Genomic DNA, 21,896 nt, shown 5'->3' on the forward strand with positions numbered 1-21,896 from the left:
TGGCGCGGCTGGCCGCCGCATAGGCGCTCTGCGCCCGCTGCCTCCCCCCGAAGACAAGGTTGAGATTGAAGTCAACGAGAAGCCCGGCCTCGTGCCAGCAAACCGGGCTTCTTCAACAGCCTGCTAGAGCGGGGCGGCTCCGTATCATCAGAACGGGGTTTCAATGGCGTCCGCAGGCGCGAATGAGACTCAGGTGAAGTTCTGGACTGCCCCCGCCCTGGAGGCAGTCGATTGGGTGTCTCCGAGCCCCAGGTGCTCCGTTCGTTTGGTGGCGCCACCGGTCTCCCTCCGCATGCGTATCTCATCGCGCTGCGGGTGGAGGTAGCGGACCTTGCAGGGTTCTCGGATCAAAGTCGTCTCACGAGACACTTCAAGCGCATGACCAGCATCACGCCTGGCGCATTCGCCAGGATGGCGGGCTGAACAGCGGGGCGTCATCGGCGCCCTGCTTCGGTCAGGAGCCCATCGGTAAGGTTCGTTCAAGACAGCCCTCTCGGGAGGGGGCCATTTCCCTGGGGCATCCGAGCAGTGTCTCGCCTATGCGCCTGCGGCGAGCGCGTCCGCGAGGCGGGGGAACATGGGCTTGAAGCCGAGGTCTTCGCGGATGCGGCGACCGTCGAGGAGCGTGTCGAAATTGCGCGCGAACTCAGCGTTCGATCCGTCAGGCGGCGGCGCGCCCACCGACGCGAACAGCGTGGCGAGTTCGGGGGCCTCGTCGTCGACGACGTTGTAGATGCGATGCGCAGGCGAAGGCGCATCGAGCAAACGAGCGACGGCCTGTGCGACGTCGGCGTGGTGGCCGATCGACAGGCGTTGGGCCGGCGGGAAACTGCGCATCACCGGTATCACCTCCTCGATGTGTGGATCGCCGTCGCCGTACACGAACGGCAGACGAAGCACGCGCACGTCGAGCCCTTCGAGCGCGAGGAGGAAGCGCTCGGCGGCAAGCTTGCTCACCGGGTATGCTGCGGTCGGTGCGCAGGGGTCGTCCTCGCGGGCGAGGCGGCCACCGTTCGAACCGTAGACCAGGCCGGTGCTCGTGAAGATGAAGCGCTTCACGGAGGCGGCACGGGCGGCGCTCGCGAGGTGCTGCGTGCCGAGGTCATTGACCGCGTGCGCCTGCTCGGGAGTCGCGCCGCGGAAGAACGCTGCGCAGTGGACCACGGCGTCAACGCCGCGCACCGTGGCCGCGAGCGAGGCCACATCGAGCAGATCGCCCTGGACGAGCTCGACACGAGCTTCGTTCAGGGCGGCAGCGCGCTTCGGATCGCGCACGAGGGCGCGCACTTGATGGCCGCGCTCGGCGAGTCGCCTGGTGAGTCGACTTCCGACCTTTCCGGTCGCTCCGGTGACAAGGATTTTCATGTGTGGACCGTAACCATCCGCGACGCGTCGAGGATTGGAGAAAACGGACACGCTCACCGCTTCTTGCGCGACCGTCGCGCGCACGCCAAAGTCATCTCATGCACGCAAGCCCCGCTCACCACAGTCGCGTTGCGCCGAGCGCATCCACCGCGTCCGCCGTAGCGGCGCTGTTCGTGGACGAGCGCGACCGCGACGTGCCGGGCGTCTTGATTCCGCGTCCGGAGGTCCAGCTCGTCGTCCGGTTCGGGCCGTTGGCGCGAAGGGGTCTCGACGCACACGCGTTGGGCGGAAGGCAGAGGGTGCATCGAAAGGTCATTCGCAGCGGGCAGCGGACCGTGACGGCCCGTCTTCACCTGGGCTCGCATGAGGCGGTGCTCGGCGTGCCGGCCTCCGAAATCGCCGGAGGCATCGTCGCGCTCGAGGATCTGTGGGGCGACGCCGCGACCCGGCGGCTCCGCGATCGGCTCGGCGACGCCCGCGACACGATCGATGCGGCTGCAATCCTGGAGCGCGCGATCGCCGAACGCCTCGCGCTCGCGGACGGACGCCGCGCCCGCTCGCAACTCGCCCTCGATGCCGCCGAGAGGCTGACGAGCGCCAATGTGAACGCCGTCGCCGTCGACATCGGGGTGAGCGAGCGGCATCTCCGTCGCGTGTTCCGTGAAACCGTCGGCGTGAGCCCCAAGGCGTTCTCCAGGCTTGTACGCTTCCATCGCGCGCTACGCGCCGCGCGCGAGGACGCTCACGCCAGTTGGGCGAGCATCGCCGCCGACGCCGGCTACTACGACCAGGCGCATCTCATCGCCGAGTTCCGCACGATCACGGGCGTGACGCCGCAGGGGTTTCTCGGCGAGCTCCGCGCGGCTCCGTTGATCGCCTGACGCCGGGCTCGCCATACAATCCATCCTCGCCGCGCTCTCGAAGCCGTTGTCCCCCAGTCAGCATTTCCGCAATGCGAGTTCGTCAAGAAGTGGCGGGCACCTGCCTGGCGATATCAATGATCGCGGCGCGGACGAAGGCACACGCGTCGTCCTCATCCAGCGCGGCGGGCCAGAGCAGGTCCATGCCGCCCGCGCGGTGCGCGAAGGGGAAGGGCGCGCTGCGAAGGTGCGGCCGCTGCCGCAGGAGCTGCGCCGCGAAGACTTCTGGCAAGGTCGCCACCAGCGGGCTGCCGTCCACGATGGCGCCAATCGCGCTGAAGCTCGCGACCGAGCAGCGGACGCGCCGCTCGACGCCATACCTGTCTTCGACCGTGCCGCGGAGGTCGCCGTTGTAGGAGACGATGACGTGCTCCTGCGCCAGATACGTGCGCTTGCTCGGTCGCGCACCGAGGCGCACGTGGCGCGGGTCGAACAGACAGACGAAGTGGCCGCGGATGAGCGGCGTGCGCAGAAGGGTCTGCGGCAGCTTGTCGATGACCGTGGCCGCGAGGTCGACGCGACGGGTCGCCAGCGCATCGACCACCGTGCGGAATTGGACCGGCGTGCAGACGAGCCGCATCCTGGGCGCGTCGCGTCCGAGCCGGCGTAGCAGCGGCGGCAGCAGCCACTCATCCGAGAAGTCGGAGAGCCCGAGGCGGATGATCCGCTCGCTCGTGCGCGGATCGAAGCGCGCCGGTGCGAGCGCGGCCTGGAGCATCGCCTCGAGCAGCGGCCGGACCTCGGTCACGAGGCGTGCTGCCCGGCTCGTTAGAATCGCGCCGCGGCCGTGGCGCACGAGCATCGGCGTGTCCAGCGACTCACTGAGCCGGGCGAGCGCCGCGCTCACCGCTGACTGCGTGAGGTAGAGCCCCGCGGCCGCCTTCGTGACCGAGCCCGTGTCGGAGACGGCGACGAGCACGCGCAGCAGGTTGAGGTCGAGATCCCTGGCACGAACAACGTTCATGATTGGCATGCATCCTATTTGCTGGTGTGAAGTGTGGCCATCGTTAGATTCGAACACATGACGAACACAGACAAACTCGGCGGTCGATTCACGTTCCCCGGCACATCGCTCACGGTGCACCGCATGGGCTATGGCGCCATGCAGCTCGCGGGTCCGCACGTCTGGGGACCGCCGCGGGATCCCGAAGCGGCCGCGGCGGTGCTGCGCGAGGCGATCTCAATTGGCATCGACCACTTCGACACGAGCGACGCCTACGGGCCCCACGTCACGAACCAGCTCATTCGCGCCACGCTGCACCCGTATCCCAGGAACATCGTGATCGTGTCGAAGCTGGGTGGGCGGCGGGGCGCGGACAAGTCATGGCTCCCGGCGCTATCGCCCGCCGAGATCCGCTCGGACCTCCAGGACAACCTGCGCCACCTCGGGCTCGACGCGATCGACGTCGTGAACTTGCGCATGATGAGCATGACGCCGACGGAAGGCCCGCTAGACAAGGAGCTCGCCGTCCTCATCGAGCTCAAGCGCGAGGGGCTCGTTCGCCACATCGGCCTCAGCAACGTGACGGCGCGTCAGGTCGAGCAGGCGCAAGCGCTCACCGAAATCGTCTGCGTGCAGAACCACTACAACCTGGCGCACCGCGGAGACGACGCGCTCATCGACGCGTTGGCGAAGAAGGGCATCGCCTACGTGCCGTTCTTCCCGCTCGGCGGCTTCACGCCACTCCAGTCCTCGACGCTGTCGGAAGTCGCGAACGAGCTGGGCGCGACGCCGATGCAGGTCGCGCTCGCGTGGCTGCTGCACCGCGCGCCGAACATCCTGCTCATCCCGGGCACGTCGTCGGTCGCGCACCTGCGCGAGAACGTGGCCGCGGCGTCACTCGTGCTGCCGGCAAGGAGCATCGCCGCGCTCGACGGAATCGCGCGTTGAAGGCACCCGGTCGTCCGTGCCTGCGCGAAGCAATCGCGTCCCTCAGCCACGACGCCCTGCCCTTCTCCTCAAGCGCAGGGGGATGACTGCTGTCCCAGCGCTGATGACCGCAGTCACCAGGGCCTTCACACCGCCTTCGGGGCCCCCTCCCGCCAACCCTTTGAAACCAGGGAGGTGCCTTGTCCACATCGCTCGACTTGAGCATGGCATGTCGGATGCAGTCGGACAGGGCATCGCTGCACCGCCCCCCTCCGCCGCACCTCTTGAGGAGCCTGCCATGCGTACCTCCCGCCTCGGTTCGACCTTGTCTCGCTCCACGACCCTCCCCTCCTCCGCGGGGCCCAAGCCCAGGCCTCCGGCGCGCGCCGCCACGCTCCCCGCCTCGGCGCCCTCCTCGCAGGCCATCAGGCCCGCGGCGCCCAGGCCCGCCGCGAGCGCGCCGACGGCCCCGGAGTCCAAGCCCCTGAAGCACCCGGGCCTGCCCGAGGGTGGCCCCACCTACAGCCCCTGGGAGAAGACGACGGGCCAGGCTTCGGACGTGAGCGTGAGCGGCGGTGCCAACAAGCTCACGCCGCCCCCGGGAGCCCGCCAGAACATGCTCGTCGACAGGCCGGGCAACCCCTTCCAGAAGGACACCTTCGCTGGCGGCAAGGTGAGCGGCAACGTGGGCTCGATGCAGGCCTCCACCTCAAGCTACAGCGGCGGTGGCGTGCGCCACTACTCGGCCCAGGCCGAGGTGAACGGCCCCCACGCCGCCTACGAATTGCAGAAGACGCACGCGGGACGGCTGGGCGTGACGAGCGGCCAGCTCACCGCCGAGGCGAACACCTTCAAGGGGCAGGCCCAGGCCGGGGTGTCGCTCGACAGGAACGCGCACGCCTACACGGGCGCGCTGACGGCGAAGGCGGAGACGGGCGTGGGCGTCGCGGCGAGCGCGAGCCATGACTTCAACCGGCACGTGGGCGGGTACGTCAAGGGCGAGGCCAAGGCCTCCGCCACCGCCTACGCCGAGGGCGTGGCCAGCCTGGACCCGAAGACGGCCACGGCGATGCTCTCGGGCCAGGTGGGCGCGGCCGCCACGGCGGGCGCGTACGCCACGGCGGGCGGGCACGTGGGCCGGCTGCACGGCTCGGTCACCGCGGGCGCGGTGGCGGGCGCTGCGGCCCAGGCGGGCGGCAAGGTGGGGCTGGAGAATGGCTTCCTCAAGCACTCCGCGGACGTCCATACCGCCGCGGGTGTGGGCACCCACCTGAAGTCCGACCTCGCGGTCGACCTCCGTCACCACATCAAGCCGGGCATCGCGTCGGGCCTGCGTCCCGCCCTCGCCAACGCCACGAGCGTGGCCTCGCCCGCGAACGCACTCGCGCCCGAGAAGTCGCGCATCGAGAACTTCTTCGCCAAGGCCTTCCACACGGCCTGACATGCCCTGCGCCTGCCCCATCAGGCATTCATATCCATATGTTTTCCCGGTCAACGTGCTTTCGATGTAATACCGGACAGCACCACCAACAGACTCACGCGGCCCACGGGCCGCGTGAGCCTGTCCAACCGGGAGAAGCAGCGATGCAATCACAGATGAGAACGAGTGCACGAGCGGGATGTCCCAGACCGCTCATCGCTGTGTGCGCGGTCTTCTCCCTCGTCGTAGGCTGCTCGATGCCGTCGACGCCGGAGCCCCTGGAGCTCGCGGTCGCGCGCGCGGGCGCGGTCATCCAAGACGCCAACTTCGCTGACTCCGTCTTCGTCAGTGGCCTCCAGGGACCGACCACCATGACCTTCGCGCCCGACGGGCGCCTGTTCGTCTCGGAGAAGAACGGCTCGCTGCGCATCGTCGAGAACGGCCAGCTCGTGGCGACTCCGTTCGTGACGCTCGCCGTGGACAATGACAACGAGCGTGGGCTGATGGGCGTCGCGTTCGACCCCAACTTCGCCAGCAACCATTACCTGTATGTCTATTACACGTCGATCGCCGGCAACATCCACAATCGGGTCAGCCGCTTCACCGCCAACGGCAATGTGGCGGTTCCCGGAAGCGAGCTGGTGCTCGCGGACCTTCCGACCCTCGACGCCGCCAACCACAACGGCGGCACGGTCCGCTTCGGACTCGACGGCAAGCTCTACGTTTCGGTCGGCGAAAACGCGGTCTCCTCCAACTCGCAGAGCCTGAACACGCCACTCGGAAAGCTGCTGCGCCTCAACCCGGACGGCAGCATTCCCACGGACAATCCGTTCTACGCGACCGCCACCGGGCTTGCGAAGGCGACCTGGGCGATGGGGCTGCGCAACCCCTTCACCTTCGACGTTCAACCCGGCACGGGGACCCTGTTCATCAACGACGTGGGCGAAGGCGGCTGGGAAGAGATCAACCGCGGCCAGGCCGGTGCCAACTACGGCTGGCCGATGACTGAAGGCTACTTCACGAATCGCCCGGGGCTCACGCAGCCGTTCTTCGCGTACCCGCATGGCGCCGGCACGGCCGCCGGCAACTGCATCGCCGGGGGTGCCTTCTACAACCCACCTGTCCCTGCGTTTCCCAGCGCGTACGTCGGTCAGTACTTCTTCGCGGATTACACCAACAATTGGATCTCGCGCATCGACCCGAACTCCGGCGCGCAGTCGCTGTTCGCGACGGCCGCCGCGGGGCCCGTGGACCTCGATGTGGGGCCTGACGGCGCGCTCTACTATCTGTCACGCGGCGCGGGCCAGGTGGGCCGCATCGCCTACACGGCTTCGCTGCCGCCGAGCATCGCGCAGCAACCGGCGAGCACCCTGGTATCGGTCGGCAATCCGGCGACCTTCACGGTGTCGGCGAGCGGCGAGCCGCCCCTCACCTATCGGTGGCAGCGGAACGGCGTGGACATCGCCGGCGCGACCTCGCCGAGCTACTCGCTGAACGCCGCGCAGCTCGCCGACAGCGGCGCGCGCTTCCGAGCAGTCGTCACCAACGGGCTTGGCTCGACCACCAGCGCCGAGGCGGTGCTGACGGTGACGTCCAACAAGCCGCCGGTGGCCACGATTGCGACGCCGGTCGCGGGAGCGACCTACACCGCGGCCAGCAACCTGATGTTCTCCGGCTCGGCCAGCGACATGGAGGATGGCGCGCTGCCGCCGAGCGCGATGACCTGGAGCATCACCTTCCATCACGATACCCACACGCATCCAGCCATGACCGATACCACCGGCATCGCGAGCGGGAGCTGGCCGATTCCGAGCGCCGGTGAGAGCTCGGCCAACGTCTGGTATCGCTTGCGGCTCACGGTGCGGGACTCCATCGGCCTCACCCACACGACGTATCGCGACGTACTCCCGGTCACGGTACCGCTCACGGTGACCAGCCTGCCGAGCGGGCTGCAGGTCCTGATGGACGGTCGGCCATTCGCCGCGCCGCATGAAACGACCGGCGTGGTCGGCGTCGTCCGCTCGGTGGGCGTCGAGTCGCCGCAGTACGCGAACGGGCGATTCTGGGCGTTCTCGTCGTGGTCGGACGGCGGCGCGCAATCGCACACCGTCACCACGCCTGGCAGTGCGGCCACCTACACGGCCACGTTCGTCGAGACCTCGGGCGGGAGCTGCTACCAGATTCAAAGCGAGCGCTCCGACAAGTGGCTCACCGTCGACAGCGCGGGCAAGGTCGTCGCTGGCAGCGCGGCGCAAGCAGGAGGGCAGATCTTCCAGCTCGTTCCGAACGGCACCCGGTACAAGCTCAAGGGCTCGGGCGACGCGTTCCTGGCGGTGGTGGCGAACCAGCTCGCGATGAGCGCCAACTTCTCCAGCGGGGAGTCGTTCACGCAGCTTCCCTGCGGGTATGGCGGACGCACTCGTGTCGGCTTCCAGGCTTCGTCGGGGAGCGCGCCCCATTGGAAGGAAACCACGCCGGACGGGCCGATCCAGAGCGGTGACGGCGGCAATGGCGGCGCCTGCAACCCGACCGATGGCGGCGCCTGGGAGGGCTTCTACCTCGAACCGGTGACCTGCCCGGGTGGCGGCGGCACCGGCCCCGTGTGCGGCAACGGCACCGTCGAGAGCGGCGAGCAATGCGACGATGGCAACACCCAGTCGGGCGATGGCTGCGATGCGACGTGCCACAGCGAGACGGGCGGCGGCGCGGGCTGCTTCCGCATCCAGAGCGAGCGCAGCGACCAGTGGCTCACCGTCGACGGCGCGGGCAAGGTGGCCGCCATCAGCACGACGCAGACCGGCGGCGCGATCTTCGAGCTCGTCACGAGCGGCGCGAAGTACAAGCTCAAGGGAGCGAGCGGCGCATACCTGGCGGTGGTCGCGGACCAGCTCACCGTGAGCGCCACGCTCAACACGGCGGAGCCGTTCACCCGCTACGACTGCGGCGTCCACGGCGGCCGCAACCGCTATGGCTTCGAGTCGTCAACGGGCAACGCGCGCAACTGGAAGGAGACCACCTCCGGCGCGCCCATCCAGAGCGGAAACGGAGGCAACGTGGGCATCTGCAATCCCACCGACGTTGGCGCGTGGGAGGCATTCTACCTCGAGCCCGCGACCTGCCCGGCGGCGGGACGATGACGACCTGAGCAGCTCTTCGCGTAACGTTCGGGGAGCAAAGAGAAGGCCCTGCCAGAAACTGGCAGGGCTTTTTGCTTTTCAGACCCGGGGAGAAATCCCGCCCCCCCGTTGCTCCCAGCGCCGCTGTTCGGGGATGGTGAGCCTGTTCCGGCGAAGGGCTCCGTATGCAGGACGAGCGCTCGCCCGCTCACGCATCCGGAGCACGACGGCACCTGGGGAATCGATGAGAGCTGAGCAGCGACTGCTGGCGTGGTTGGCCCTGGCATTCACGGTGGTGGGGGGATGTGGCGAGTCCGCGAAGCGCGCTGCCCAGGAGCCACGGCTCGGGGAGAGCACCTCGTCGGCCCGGCTCGATCTGGGCGGCCCCCTGACCGCGCGGATGCTCAAGAACATCCGGGATGGGGATGATTTCTCCTGGGCTGGGGGGCCCTACGCGCTGAACAGCCAGGTCCTCCTCAGTGTCTTCGGGAACGCCGCCACCGGCAGCGAGCCGTGGAGGACTGACGGGAGCGAGGCCGGGACCCTGCTCCTGAAGGACATCCGGCCTGGGAGCCAGGGCTCCGAGGCGGCCTACTTCACGCCCCTGCGCGACCTGTTGCTCTTCGCGGCCAACGACGGCACCAGCGGCTCCGAGCTCTGGAAGACCGATGGCACCGAGCAGGGCACGGTGCGCATCAAGGACATCCGCCCCGGCCTCTCGGGCGCCTCCCCGCTCCCGCTGATGGTCGTGGGCGACACGCTCTTCTTCATGGCCGATGACGGCACCACGGGGCCCGCTCTCTGGAAGACGGACGGCACCGAGGCCGGGACCCTTTTCGTCAAGGACCTCCGGACCGACTTCATCAGCCCCGCGCCCGCCTTCCTCACCGTGGTGGGCAGCACGCTCTTCTTCACGGCCGACGACGGCATCAACGGCCGCGAGCTGTGGAAGAGCGATGGGACGGCGGCCGGCACCTTCATGGTCAAGAACATCTGGGCTGGCGCCGCCACGTCCACTCCGGATTCGCTCCGCGCCGTGGGCAACACGCTCTTCTTCACGGCCGAGGACAGCCTCAACGGCCGTGAGCTGTGGAAGAGCGACGGCACGGCGGCCGGCACCTTCATGGTCCGGGACATCCGGTTCGGCAGCGAGGGCTCCCAGCTACGGGCGCTCACGGTCCTCGGCGACACACTGTTCTTCTCGGCCTACGACGCCATCCACGGAGATGAACTGTGGAAGAGCGACGGGACCTACGTCGGGACCCTGCACGTGCGGGGCGTCGAGTCTGGAGAAACCGTCAGGACGCCCCAGGGCCTCACCGTCGTAGGGAACACCCTCTTCTTCACGGGCTACGACAGCACCCACGGCCACGAGCTGTGGAAGACCGACGGAACCGCGGCGGGCACCGTCCTCGTCCGCGACATCCTGCCGGGCAGCGCGGGCGGCTCCCCGGTGCGGATGCGCGAATGGAACGGGATGCTCCTCTTCGTCGCGATGGATGACCTCCATGGCCAGGAGCTCTGGAAGAGCGATGGCACCGAGGCCGGCACCGGGCTCGTCCGCGACATCCTGCCCGGCACCGACAGTGCCACGCCCTACTTCATGCTGGGTTTGAAAGACTTCTTCCTGTTCGCCGCCAACGACGGCGCGCACGGCTATGAGCTGTGGAGGAGCGACGGCACCGAAGCCGGCACCTTCCTGGTGAGCGACCTCTGGCCAGGCCCCGACGCGGGCTTCCCCACCAACTCCGTCCGGCTGGGCGAAAACCGCTGCATCTTCTATGCGCAGGATGGCGTCCACGAGTTGGAGCCCTGGGTGAGCGACGGCACCACGTCCGGCACCCGGATGGTGAAGAACCTCAACACGACGGAGCTGGGCAGCAGCCCTCAGGCCTTCACCCGCATGGGCACCACGGTCTTCTTCCACGCCGAGGACCGGCTCCACGGCAGGGAGCTATGGAAGAGCGATGGTTCCGAGCACGGCACCGTTCGCGTCACGGACATCATGCCGGGCCGGGGAGGCGCGTTCGACCACTACAGCTTCCCCGTCGTGGTGAAGGACGCGCTGTACTTCCTGGCGGACGACGGGACCCACGGCTTCAAGCTGTGGAAGAGCGACGGCACCGAGGCTGGCACCGTGCGGCTGTCGGACGTGAAACCGGGCGCGCCGGGAATCGACCCCTACAATTACAAGGCCCTGCTCACGAGCTCGGGCGACCGGCTCTTCTTCGTCGCCGACGACGGTGTGTCCGGGCCCGAGCTGTGGAAGAGCGATGGCACCGAGGCCGGCACCGTCCTCGTCAAGGACCTCCGGCCCGGCGCCGAGGGCTCCACCCCCAACGCCCTCGTGGACGTGAACGGCACGCTCTTCTTCGCCGCCAGGGATGGCGCCAATTTCGATGATGAGCTTTTCAAGAGTGACGGCACCGAGGCAGGGACGGTGCGCGTCAAGGACATCGCGCCTGGAAGCGGGGGGAGCCGTCCCAGGCAGCTCACGCGGGTCGGTGGCACGGTGTTCTTCGTCGCCAACGATGGCACCACGGGCGAGGAGCTGTGGAAGACCGATGGCACCCAGGCCGGCACCGTCCTCGTCAAGGACATCCGCCCGGGCTACACGTCTCCTACACTCCTCACGGCCGTAGGCCAGACGCTGTTCTTCGTCGCCAACAATGGCATCACGGGTGACGAGTTGTGGAAGAGCGATGGCACCCAGGCCGGCACCGCCCTCGTCAAGGACATCCGCCCGGGCACCAGCGGCGCCTCGCTCCGGTCGTTCACGGCCGTGGGCAACACGCTCTTCTTCACGGCCGACGACGGCACCAGTGGCCGTGAGCTGTGGAAGAGCGACGGCACCGAAGTCGGGACCGTGCGCCTGAAGGACATCTATCCCGGTCTCGGCAGCTCCTTTCCCGAGTCGCTCACGGCGGTCGACGGGTGGCTCGTCTTCAAGGCCGGGTCGCCCGGGGTGGGCCAGGAGCCGTGGATCAGCGATGGAACACAGGAGGGAACGCGGATGCTCCTGGACCTCACGCCGGGCCCGGGCGCGTCGTATCTGGGGCTGTTCCTGGGCGTCGGGGACACGCTGTACTTCACCTTCGACGACGGGGTGCACAGCTACGAACCGTGGCAGCTCGTCCCCAAGCTCCCGGACACCACGCCCCCCACGCTGACCTGCCCCGCGCCGGTCATCGTGGAGGCCACCGGCGCCACGGGGGCGCTCGCGGAGTACCCGGCCGCCACCGCCACCGATGACGAGACCGCGACGCCCTCGCTGGACTACAGCCATGCCAGCGGGGACGCCTTCCCCCTCGGGGATACGAAGGTCACCGCCACCGCCACGGACGAGGCGGGCAACAGCGCCACCTGTGAGTTCACCCTCACCGTGCGCGACACCACGCCGCCCATCCCCACGTGCCCAGGGGATGTGACGCTGGAAGCGACACAGACCGGGGGCGCGCACGCCAGCTACGCCGAGGCCACCGCGACCGACACGGTCACCCCCTCGCCCGAGCTGACCTACAGCCACGCGAGCGGCGCGCTGTTCCCCGTCGGAACGGTGACGGTGACGGCGACGGCGAAGGACGCGGCGGGCAACAGCGCCACCTGCGCCTTCACCCTCACCGTGCGCGACACCACCGCGCCCGCCCTCGCCTGTCCCGCGGACGTGGTGGCCGAAGCCACGAGCCCCCAGGGCGCCTCCGTGGAGTACCCGCCCGCCGAGGCCCAGGACTCCGCCACCGGGGCGTCCGTGACGTACACCCACGCGTCGGGCACCGCTTTCGCGCTCGGCACCACCTCCGTCACCGCCACCGCCACGGATGGCGCGGGCAACCCGGCCTCGTGTGCCTTCACCGTCACCGTGCGCGACACCACACCGCCTGACGTGGGCTGCCCGGGTCCACTCACCGCCGAAGCGCAGGACGCCACGGGTGCGGACGTCGTCTTCGCGTCGGCCGCGCCGCGGGATGCCGTGACGCTCGCGCCCATCCTCTCGCACAGCCACGCGCCGGGCAGTCGGTTCCCACTCGGCGCCACGGAGGTCCAGGTGTCCGCCACCGACGCGGCGGGCAACACGGGCACGTGTGCCTTCACCGTGACGGTGCATGACACCACCCCGCCCACCCTCACCTGCCCGGCCGACCTGGCGGTGACGACGTCCGCCCCCCAGGGCAAGAGCGTGACCTATGCGCCCGCCTCCGCCTCGGATGCCGTGTCCCCGGCGACGCTGACCTCGAGCCACGCCTCTGGCACCCTCTTCGCGCCCGGCATCACGCCCGTCACCGTCACCGCCACGGACGCGGCGGGCAACGCGGCATCCTGCACCTTCCAGGTGAAGGTGGATGCGCGGTCCGTGCAGGTCGAACCCGATGAGCCATTCGGTTGTGGTTGCGACGCCGGCACGGACGCCCCGCGCGGCCTGGGTTGGGGCGCACTGCTGCTGCTTGCGTGGGCCTCCGCCCGCCGTCGTTCCAACGGGCACGCTTGACTCCTTGCCCATCCAAAATCCGGTCGCTGCGTCATGGGGCCCGGACTCGAATCCGCGCATCGAGCGCACCGCGATGGGTGGCACCGGCAACCCCGAGAAGAAGTTCGGGCATCTGTGCATGCACTTCGCCAACAAACCAGAACCTGGCCAATGTCCGCTGCTTCGATAACAAGGTCTGGGTCCGACGAAGACCTCCTGTCGTGGGACGGTAGCCATTGGCGAGAATGGGTGGCGCCAGCGAATCGGTAGCCGAAAGGGAGGTGAGCGGATGGACTGCTACGTGTTGGGTCTCCAGGAGCTCGACCAGACGCAGGTCGCGGTCGTTGGCGGCAAGGGCGCGCATCTGGGGGAACTTTCGCGGATCGAAGGCATCCGGGTGCCGGCTGGCTTCTGCGTGACGACAGACGCCTTCCAGCGGATCATGGCGGAAGCGCCGTCACTCGACGATCTCCTTGAGCGGCTGTCGCGCCTGAAGCCGGGCGACCGGGAGCAGATCCGCACGCTCAGCGCTGAAATCCGCCGGACCCTCGAAGGGACCGCCATTCCTGACGAGCTGGCGGCGACAATCACCCGCGCGCTCGCCCGGCTTGGCGAACAAGCCGCCTATGCCGTCCGTTCGAGCGCGACCGCGGAGGACCTGCCGACGGCCTCCTTCGCGGGCCAGCAGGACACGTACCTGAACATCGTGGGGCCAGCGGCGATCCTCCAGCACGTCAGCCGGTGCTGGGCCTCGCTCTTCACCGAGCGGGCCGTGACCTACCGCCTGCGCAACGGCTTCGACCACCGGAAGGTCCGCATGGCGGTGGTCGTGCAGCAGATGGTCTTCCCGCAGGCGGCCGGCATCCTGTTCACGGCCGACCCCGTCACCTCCAACCGGAAGGTCGCCTCCGTGGAGGCCAGCTTCGGCCTGGGAGAGGCCCTGGTCTCCGGCCTGGTGAACGCGGACAACTACAAGGTGCGGGACGGCGAGGTCATCGCCAAGACGGTCGCCACCAAGCAGATGGCCATCCACGCCTTACCGGCAGGCGGGACGCAGGAACAGGCGATCGAGCCAGAGCGACGCCAGCAGCCAGCGCTGACGGATGCGCAGGTCGTGCGGCTCGCGCAGCTGGGCCGGCGGATCGAAGCGCACTTCGGCCGCCCCCAGGACATCGAATGGTGCCTGGTCGACGATGGCTTCCATTTCGTCCAGAGCCGGCCCATCACCACGCTGTTCCCCATCCCCACGGCCGGTGACCGGGAGAACCATGTCTACGTCTCCGTCGGTCATCAGCAGATGATGACCGACGCCATCAAGCCCCTGGGGCTCTCCCTGTTCCAGCTGACGGCCTTGCGGCCGATGTACGAGGCCGGCGGGAGGCTGTTCGTCGACGTCACCCAGGTCCTGGCTTCGCCAGCGGGGCGCGCGGGCCTCCTGGATGTCCTGGGTAAATCCGATCCGCTGATCACGGACGCGCTGCAGACCCTCCTGGGACGCGGCGACTTCATCCGGTTGCTCGCGGACGAGGGCCCCGGCAGGGCACCGGCCGGCGGCGCGCCAGCCCCGCTCAAGACGGACCCGGCCATCGTCGACGAGCTGATCGGACAGAGCCAGGCCTCCCTCGCCGCCTTGAAGCGCGACATCCAGACGAAGTCGGGCTCGGCGCTGCTCGACTTCATCCTGGCGGACATCCAGGAGCTGAAGCGGCTCTTGTTCGATCCGCGGAGCCATCAGGTGATCATGGCGGGGATGGAGGCCACCTGGTGGCTCAACGAGCAATTGCAGGCGTGGCTGGGTGAGAAGAACGCGGCCGACACGCTCACGCAGTCCGTCCCCCACAACGTCACGTCGGAGATGGGGCTGGCGCTCCTGGACGTCGCGGATGTCATCCGCCCGCATCCGGAGGTGGTGGCTTTCCTGCAGCACGTCGAGGACGAGGGCTTCCTGGACGAGCTGCCCAGGCTCGCGGGAGGGCGGGAAGCGCGAGACGCCATCCGGGCCTACCTCGACACGTACGGCATGCGCGGCGTCGGAGAGATCGACATCACGAGGCCGCGTTGGAGCGAACGCCCCACCACGCTCGTGCCCATCATCCTCGGCAACATCAAGAACTTCGAGCCGGGCGCCGGCGCGCGGCGCTTCGAGCAGGGGCGGCAGGAGGCCTGGAAGAAGGAACAGGAGGTGCTGGAGCGCCTGCGGGCCTTGCCGGACGGGGAACAAAAGGCCGAAGAGGCCAAACGGATGATCGACCGGGTCCGGACCTTCATCGGATACCGGGAGTATCCGAAGTACGGCATCGTCAACCGCTACTTCGTCTACAAGCAGGCCTTGTTGGATGAAGCCGAGCGCCTCGTGCAGGCCCACGTGCTGCGTGAAAAGGAAGACATCTTCTTCCTCACGTTCCAGGAACTCAACGACGTCGTGCGCGCGAACCCGGTGGATGAACAGCTCATCCGCCAGCGCAAGGACACGTTCCGGTCCCATCAAGCACTCACGCCGCCCCGGGTGCTCACATCGGATGGCGAGGTCATCGCCGGGGCATACCGACGCGACGATTTGCCAGCCGGCGCGCTGGTCGGCCTGCCGGTTTCCGCCGGGCTCATCGAGGGGCGGGCCCGCGTCATCCTGGACATGGCGGAGGCCAATCTCGAAGCGGGCGACATCCTGGTCACCGCCTACACGGACCCCAGCTGGACGCCCCTGTTCGTCGCGCTCAAGGGATTGGTGACGGAGGTCGGGGGCCTGATGACCCATGGCTCGGTGATCGCCCGGGAGTACGGATTGCCGGCCGTCGTGGGGGTGGAGCATGCCACCCGGCGGATCCGGGATGGCCAGCGGATCCGCGTGCATGGAACGGACGGGTACGTCGAAATCCTGTCCTGACCGGGCCAGCCCGACAGGCAGCCGGGCGGCACGTGGTCGGTCAGGCCGCCCCTCCCCGGGCCGCCTTGTCCGACACCGGGATGGGATCCAGGTCAGGCTCGACGTAGGACGCCCGGGCGTCGGGCGAGAACAGGACCTGCGCTGAGTAGTGGGTCAGCATGATTCCGCTGTCGAGCAGCTCGGGGTTCTTCTCGATGAAGTCCGCGGACGACGTACTGGAAGCCTTGCCCATGAAGTACCCGACCGCGAGGATCCATGCCCGGGTCAGCGTCTCGTGGAACTTCGTTGCGGGGATTCCGTTGTGCGCGAGGAACTGCTGGAGGGCGTTGCGCATCCTCGCGATCGCCTCCTCCGTGCCGTGCTCCGACAGGTACACGTAGGCCAGGCGCACATGCGCTTCGTGGCTGAATGCCGCGGGCGCGATGGCGCAGGTTTCGAATGCCGTGCGAAAGGTACGGTCCGCGTCGGAGAGTGTGTGGGATTGCATGTCTTCCTCCACCTGAGGCCTGGGCAGGGCCGGAGCGGATTCTACCAGCCGGGGAGCGCGAAGCTCACTTCGTCTTGAGGAAGAACCGGTGCTCCGACCACCAGTCGAAGTGGCCGCGGCTGCGCGAGAAATAGAGGCCACGCTCCGCGTCGAGCACCTTCTCCCAGACCTTGCCCCCGTCCTTCTTCTTCAGCGTCCCCGTCGGCTTCCCGAGGAGCTTCGTCGCGGTGAAGTCGTTCACGCCCGAGGGGAGCTTGAACGCAAGGGGTCCGTCGTACTTCTCACCAAGATGCACCTCGGAGATCACCCCGTTGCGCCCGACGCTCACGGTGATGCCGCGCTTCTTGTCCTGCAGCTTTCCTCCCGTCTTCGGCAGCTTCGCCGGCAACTTCAGCTTCTTCAACTCCGCGGGGAGCTTCGTGTCGGACACCTTCCTGCCGAGCAGCGCCACGAGGCCGCGCGGCAGGGGCGGGAGCTTCTTCACGCCTTCGCTCTCGACGGGGGCGGGCGCGGCGTCACGCTGGTACGCCTTCACGTTGAACTTCGCGGGCTTCGGCGCCTTGACCTTCTCATTCGCCAGCCACACGCGCAGGGCGTCTCGGTCGTCCCCCTCATCGAGGTCATCCAGGCGCGTCTTGCCCGCGCCGAGCGCGAGCAGGAACGCCTCGAGACTGGGCGCGACGACCTTCAGGGCGTCGGACTCCGAAGCGAACAGCACCACGGGCGCCGGCGCCACCGTCGAGACCAGCGCCAGCAGCGAGCCCTCTGGCAGTGAGAGGAAGCACCAGGCATCGCGCAGCTCGCCGGGAACCGGCGATGAGATGAGTTCGAACGTCCCGAACGTTCCGTACTCCTGTTTCGCGAGCCACTTCGCGAAACGTGCGAGCAGCGGCGGAACCACTTGCCCCTTGGGCGCCTTCAGCTTGGCGAAGTATTTGCTCATAGGAGGAGCACCCTACTCCACGCCGCGCGGAAACAGCCGACTGCCATTCAACTGCGTTCGCATTGGACCGCGAGCCTTTCTGGCAAGCGTCCCCCTCGGAGAACCCTGATGACGGAATGAACAAGCAGGAGCACCGCGACGAGTGCGTGATGATGCGGCCGGGCTCCGCTTCCGATCTGGCCGTATCGGCGCCATAAAGAAATGTTCGGAAAACATGCAAATCACGCGTGCTAGCTTCGGAGGCCATGCACATCCCTCTCCGCCTCTCGTCGCTTCTCTTCGCCGCCTCCCTCGCCACCGGCTGTCTCGGCGCCGAGACGGACGTGGACACCCTCCAGGCCACCGAGCAATCGGCCACGGATCCCACGTTCCGCGTCTACAACATCGTGGAGGCCGTGCTCCCGGCCGCCAACTACGACGGCGTCGCTGGCAATGAGTGCATTGCCCTCCTGAACCCCGAGCACCGCCTCCGCAAGATCATCCTCGTGGAGCCCGCAGGCGCTGGTGGCACCTGCGCGCTCAATGCCTACACCGCCGGCACCGCGTTCAGCTTCACCTGGGGCGACAGCTCCGTCTACCAGGGCTCGGCTGGCATCACCGCCCTGCGCGCCGCGCTCTCCGACACTGACGGCGCCGTGCACCGCCTCACCGGCTCGCTGACCTCCGAGGCCGCCACCCTGGCCCACCTGCAGGCCTTCCTCACGCAGAGCGACACCCAGCAGGCCAGCGAGATTGGCACCTTCACCGCCAACCGCGTCCACTCCCTCTACGACTTCGAGGGCCAGGAAGAAGTGTCCGCCGAGGCCGCCTACCAGGCCGTCAGCGTCCACCAGCCCTGCGAGAACCCCGGCTCGCCCACCCTCGAGGCCCGCGTCCACAACGGCTTCGTCTACGGCTACACCGCCGGCAACACCGGCAGCTGCCACAGCGGCTGGTTCACCCGGCACCACAGCTACAACCGCAATTGGCGCCTCGTCTACCGGTATGACTATTCGGAGTAGCTCGCCGCGCTGATCACGTCCTGAAGGCCCTGCCCTGAACCGGCAGGGCCTTCTTGCGTTCTGCTGGGGTGCTTGCCGTGTTAGATGTCGTGCGATAGCTGGGTGGATCGCCGCATCAACCAACTGCCCTTGTTTTCTCCCAGCTTTTCGAATCCGAGTCGCTCGTAGAGTCGAATGGCTGAGTTGTTGTGCTCAACCTCAAGGTACGTGAACGCATAGTGCGGTCTTTCACGACGCGCTTCTTCAATCGTCCTCCTCAAAAGCTGACTGCCAATACCCCGACGCTGCCATGCGGGCGCCACTGCCATGACGCCGACATAGAGTGGATACTGCCGCCAGACATCAGGTCCCGTATCAGGAGAAGCATCGAGCAGAAGCGATGAAAAACCCACGACAGAATGATCCACGGACGTAGCCACAAAATTCAGACACCCCTGCGCACCAATATTTCGCTCATAATGATACTGATTCGGTGACAGCACGGAGCGAAGCACCAACCCCACATGCACCGCGTCTTGTGGAATCGCATGCCGAATCTGAATACCAGGCACCAATGGATACATAGAAGATCACTCCTTCACTCGCGACTCATCCGAAGTTCCGCTCCGCATCAAGGAAGCACATATCCCTCATACAAGCAGACCGTTGATGGTTCGGAAAAGCTCCTCGAAGCGGGCGGCCGTTTCGGAATCCACGAGAAGAGGTGGAGCGCCAGCCAATGCAGCAGCAACGGAATAGTGATTAAACCCTCCATTGGGGCGCAACTTAATGTCGGCATCAGCGAGATAGCGCTCAATCCGATGAAGGATTCGATCCCCGGGCGGCAGGTCAATTTCGGCAATTCTTCTACCATCAAGCTGCTTCTCGAAAGCCTTATTGAAGTAGTCCAGGTAAAGACTGGGTGACAGCAGGTCCTCGATATCCGTGGGTCTTCCCCTCTTGCCTACGCTACTGACCTCACGAAACTGCGAGGCATCAAGAAGGGCCTTAGGCGCAACCAACTTCTGCCGCACCAAGTCTTCGAGCTTCTGTTCAGGTCGCCCTTGGTAATCATGAAGGACCGCCAACTTGAGTCCACTCGCGCCGAGAAGCGCGACAAATGTGATCACCTTATCGAGACCGCCCGCAGGAACGATTGTCACGTCTTCACGGAGGCCAATTCGCCCTTGCGCCTCTAGAACTGACGACATTGCCTTGAGGAACAGAAGATCCGAAGGCCCCTCGACCAGAAGGTTGCGCTCCGAGATGAACAGGTTCTGTGCGAGACTCCAACCGAGCGCCGCCTGGAGCGGAAAGATTGTTCGCTCATCAGAATTGGTCACATTGTCGGAGACGACTGTACCTGTCTTGATTCTATCTTCGACCACTCGGACCTGATGGAGACGGTCGGAATTGACCATGAAAGGCGAGTGCGTCGTATAGAGGATCTGGTGTCGCCGCGAAAGCTCATCAATATACCGAAGGAAGTCGGCTTGGGCGAGCGCGTGGAGGTTTAGCCCTGGTTCATCAAGAAGGAGGATCACACTCCGATCTCGAGATTCATCACTGGCTGCAAGTTGATGCTGAACGCTATCGAACCAAACTAGAAAGCTAAAGAACCAGGTAAAGCCCCGGCTTCTTTGGTGAAAGGGCGTGCTGACGCCCCGGTGGCGCCGATTCTTGATGCGCAGGTAGAGATTTGGCCCTTCGTTGAAGGGCGCCACATCTTCAGGGTCAGTCTTGATATCCACTTCTACTTCAAGATCCTCGTTCTGCTTCCAAAACTCAAAAATCTCATCAGTCAGCCGGATGGATACCGCTTCGAGACGAGCCTTCAACGGCTCATATCCGCCAGACTTCGTAAAATCATCGATTGATATATCTGCCATCCTGAGTAGTGCTAGCACACCCAGGTGCTGCGGAAATATTTGCTTCTGCGCAGCCCTCACAGGCGGTCTTTGACTTTGCGCCTTCAATCCCCGGGCCTGTTGAACTCGCTCAGCGAGATCCGCGAGATTCACCTTACTCGGGAGCAACGCATACTCTCCAAAGAATGCAAACTTCGGCACACGCGGCTGAAGCCAATCACGCACTTCCGACTCAACAACCGACTCCCGCCTTGCCTTTTCGACTCTCTCCTGGATCACCTCAAGCCAAGCCTTGTCTTTTTCTGTGAGACTAAGACCCGCGAGCGCACCGGGAATACTTCGAACCGCAACCACCGACGCAAGCGCTGCCTTCGTATCAGAGCTAAGACCCGCAGTTTCACGAAGCGTCGCGAGCACTGGCTTCTCATCGACGGCAAGATACATGTTCAATTTATTGTCGTAATCGCGCGCAATCTTAAATTCAAAATCCACCGGCAGGTTCGTGTGCAACGCTCCATTCAACTCGTCCAGTTCTCCCTTGGAGAGTCGGTACGTGAGCGTCGTCACCGTAGAGGGCTTCTGCTTGTGCTCACGGAGATAGGCAGACAGGTCTTTCCGAGGGTAGTCTTCAATTGGATCGAACGCTGCGAGGCCGACAGCATCATCCGATTTTTCGAGTGCCTGAAGGAATACCGTCTTGCCAGCCTCGTTCATGCCGACAAACACCGTTACTGACGGTTCAATCGGCACCGTCTGCGGCTGGCTGATGGATTTGAAGGGGCCTACGATTGCGGCAACAAGCTGCACAAGCGACCTCCTGGTAGCCATTAACTGCCTGAACGATAGCAGCGCTGCTCGACGTAACGCAGGAGAATTCTTCTCGCGCCCAGCGCACTTGGCGTAATCAACCCAAGTCAGGGACGAGGACTTGACGTAGCCCAGTCCCTTCGGAGGGGTGTGCTTTGACCCGCCAAGTGCTCACCGGTGGTTTCTTGCAGTCAGGCTTGTCGCCAGCCTTGCGGCCATCTGCGATCGAAGTCGCGATGATTGAGCCAGGTCCACTCCCACAACTGGATTTGGAAGTATCTGAAAGTGCTCTCGGCTTGAAAACTCGCGCTTGGACTGAGAGTGCTTCATACAGTGGGGCCCGCCGTCGAAGAGCAGACACGGGAAACCGACGTGTTCGTCCAACTCGCGACGGAGCTGGCAAATATGGGGACCTGCCGACAGGCTCACTTCCGCGGCCGAGAGGAGCGCAGCGCCACCGTCAACCTGTTTCAATGGCCTCTGTTTCGCTGAAGCAGCGAGGACACCAAGATGCTCATTCAAACGGGCCTACTCCCGACGCGAAGTCTCGCAACATTCGCTCGTACAGATGACGGAAGCACTGCGGACTCACCCGCGCCCCCCACCGAAGGGCGCATGAACATCCAGCACCTCATCATCTTCTGCGTCCCGGTACTCCCAATCCCGTCCCCGCATCTGCACACGGGCCCTTCGAACAGACGCATGAACACCGCGATACCAGAATGAACACCCGCCGAACGACGGACCGAACCAGAGACTCGCACGGGTACC

The 21,896-nt window shown here is 66.3% G+C and carries 13 protein-coding genes; 7 read left to right on the forward strand and 6 right to left on the reverse strand.

From position 1 onward, the window contains the following. Nucleotides 1-537: 537 nt before the first annotated feature. Nucleotides 538-1,365, reverse strand: a complete 828-nt coding sequence (locus tag D7X74_RS05635; protein WP_120531882.1) for an NAD(P)-dependent oxidoreductase — start codon at nt 1,363-1,365, stop codon at nt 538-540. Between the two features lie 173 nt (nt 1,366-1,538). Between D7X74_RS05635 and D7X74_RS05640 the strand changes: the two genes are divergently transcribed. After that, the gene (locus tag D7X74_RS05640; RefSeq protein ID WP_233601982.1) at nt 1,539-2,246 is read left to right on the forward strand and encodes an AraC family transcriptional regulator; all 708 of its coding nucleotides are present in this window, start codon (nt 1,539-1,541) and stop codon (nt 2,244-2,246) included. 82 nt (nt 2,247-2,328) lie between these two features. Here D7X74_RS05640 and D7X74_RS05645 read toward each other — a convergent pair whose 3' ends face one another. Continuing rightward, nucleotides 2,329-3,249 carry a LysR family transcriptional regulator gene (locus D7X74_RS05645; RefSeq protein WP_120531883.1) on the reverse strand — a complete coding sequence of 307 codons (921 nt, stop codon included), beginning with the start codon at nt 3,247-3,249 and terminating at the stop codon, nt 2,329-2,331. Between the two features lie 57 nt (nt 3,250-3,306). Between D7X74_RS05645 and D7X74_RS05650 the strand changes: the two genes are divergently transcribed. The 5 genes from D7X74_RS05650 to rph all read left to right on the forward strand — a co-directional run bounded on the left by D7X74_RS05650 (nt 3,307) and on the right by rph (nt 16,040). Further along, on the forward strand, nt 3,307-4,176 hold the full coding sequence (locus D7X74_RS05650; protein WP_120531884.1) for an aldo/keto reductase family oxidoreductase: 870 nt from the start codon (nt 3,307-3,309) through the stop codon (nt 4,174-4,176). A 277-nt stretch (nt 4,177-4,453) separates the two neighbouring features. Then, entirely contained in the window at nt 4,454-5,596 is a 1,143-nt protein-coding gene (locus D7X74_RS05655) for a hypothetical protein (protein ID WP_120531885.1), read from the forward strand. Between the two features lie 236 nt (nt 5,597-5,832). Continuing rightward, complete coding sequence (locus D7X74_RS05660) at nt 5,833-8,712, forward strand: PQQ-dependent sugar dehydrogenase (RefSeq protein WP_233601983.1); 2,880 nt, start codon at nt 5,833-5,835, stop codon at nt 8,710-8,712. Nucleotides 8,713-8,935: 223 nt separating this feature from the next. Further along, entirely contained in the window at nt 8,936-13,177 is a 4,242-nt protein-coding gene (locus D7X74_RS05665) for an ELWxxDGT repeat protein (RefSeq protein ID WP_158622189.1), read from the forward strand. Nucleotides 13,178-13,445: 268 nt separating this feature from the next. After that, nucleotides 13,446-16,040 (forward strand): rifamycin-inactivating phosphotransferase, encoded by a 2,595-nt coding sequence (rph, locus tag D7X74_RS05670; RefSeq protein WP_120531888.1) that lies wholly within the window; start codon nt 13,446-13,448, stop codon nt 16,038-16,040. 40 nt (nt 16,041-16,080) lie between these two features. Here the strand turns inward: rph and D7X74_RS05675 are convergent, their stop codons facing one another. Both D7X74_RS05675 and D7X74_RS05680 read right to left on the reverse strand, forming a co-directional pair. Beyond that, nucleotides 16,081-16,527 carry a hypothetical protein gene (locus tag D7X74_RS05675; RefSeq protein WP_233601984.1) on the reverse strand — a complete coding sequence of 149 codons (447 nt, stop codon included), beginning with the start codon at nt 16,525-16,527 and terminating at the stop codon, nt 16,081-16,083. A 64-nt stretch (nt 16,528-16,591) separates the two neighbouring features. Beyond that, a complete protein-coding gene (locus D7X74_RS05680) occupies nt 16,592-17,470 on the reverse strand; it encodes an SMI1/KNR4 family protein (RefSeq protein WP_120531889.1) in 879 nt (292 codons plus the stop codon). Between the two features lie 245 nt (nt 17,471-17,715). Here D7X74_RS05680 and D7X74_RS05685 point away from each other — a divergent pair, with 245 nt between their 5' ends. Continuing rightward, nucleotides 17,716-18,471 (forward strand): hypothetical protein, encoded by a 756-nt coding sequence (locus D7X74_RS05685; protein WP_120531890.1) that lies wholly within the window; start codon nt 17,716-17,718, stop codon nt 18,469-18,471. 80 nt (nt 18,472-18,551) lie between these two features. Here D7X74_RS05685 and D7X74_RS05690 read toward each other — a convergent pair whose 3' ends face one another. Beyond that, the gene (locus tag D7X74_RS05690; protein WP_120531891.1) at nt 18,552-19,034 is read right to left on the reverse strand and encodes an N-acetyltransferase; all 483 of its coding nucleotides are present in this window, start codon (nt 19,032-19,034) and stop codon (nt 18,552-18,554) included. Nucleotides 19,035-19,100: 66 nt separating this feature from the next. Continuing rightward, nucleotides 19,101-21,125 carry an AAA family ATPase gene (locus D7X74_RS05695; RefSeq protein ID WP_199741773.1) on the reverse strand — a complete coding sequence of 675 codons (2,025 nt, stop codon included), beginning with the start codon at nt 21,123-21,125 and terminating at the stop codon, nt 19,101-19,103. Between the last annotated feature and the right edge of the window lie 771 nt (nt 21,126-21,896).

Source organism: Corallococcus sp. CA047B, assembly GCF_003612065.1.
Taxonomy (GTDB): domain Bacteria; phylum Myxococcota; class Myxococcia; order Myxococcales; family Myxococcaceae; genus Corallococcus; species Corallococcus praedator.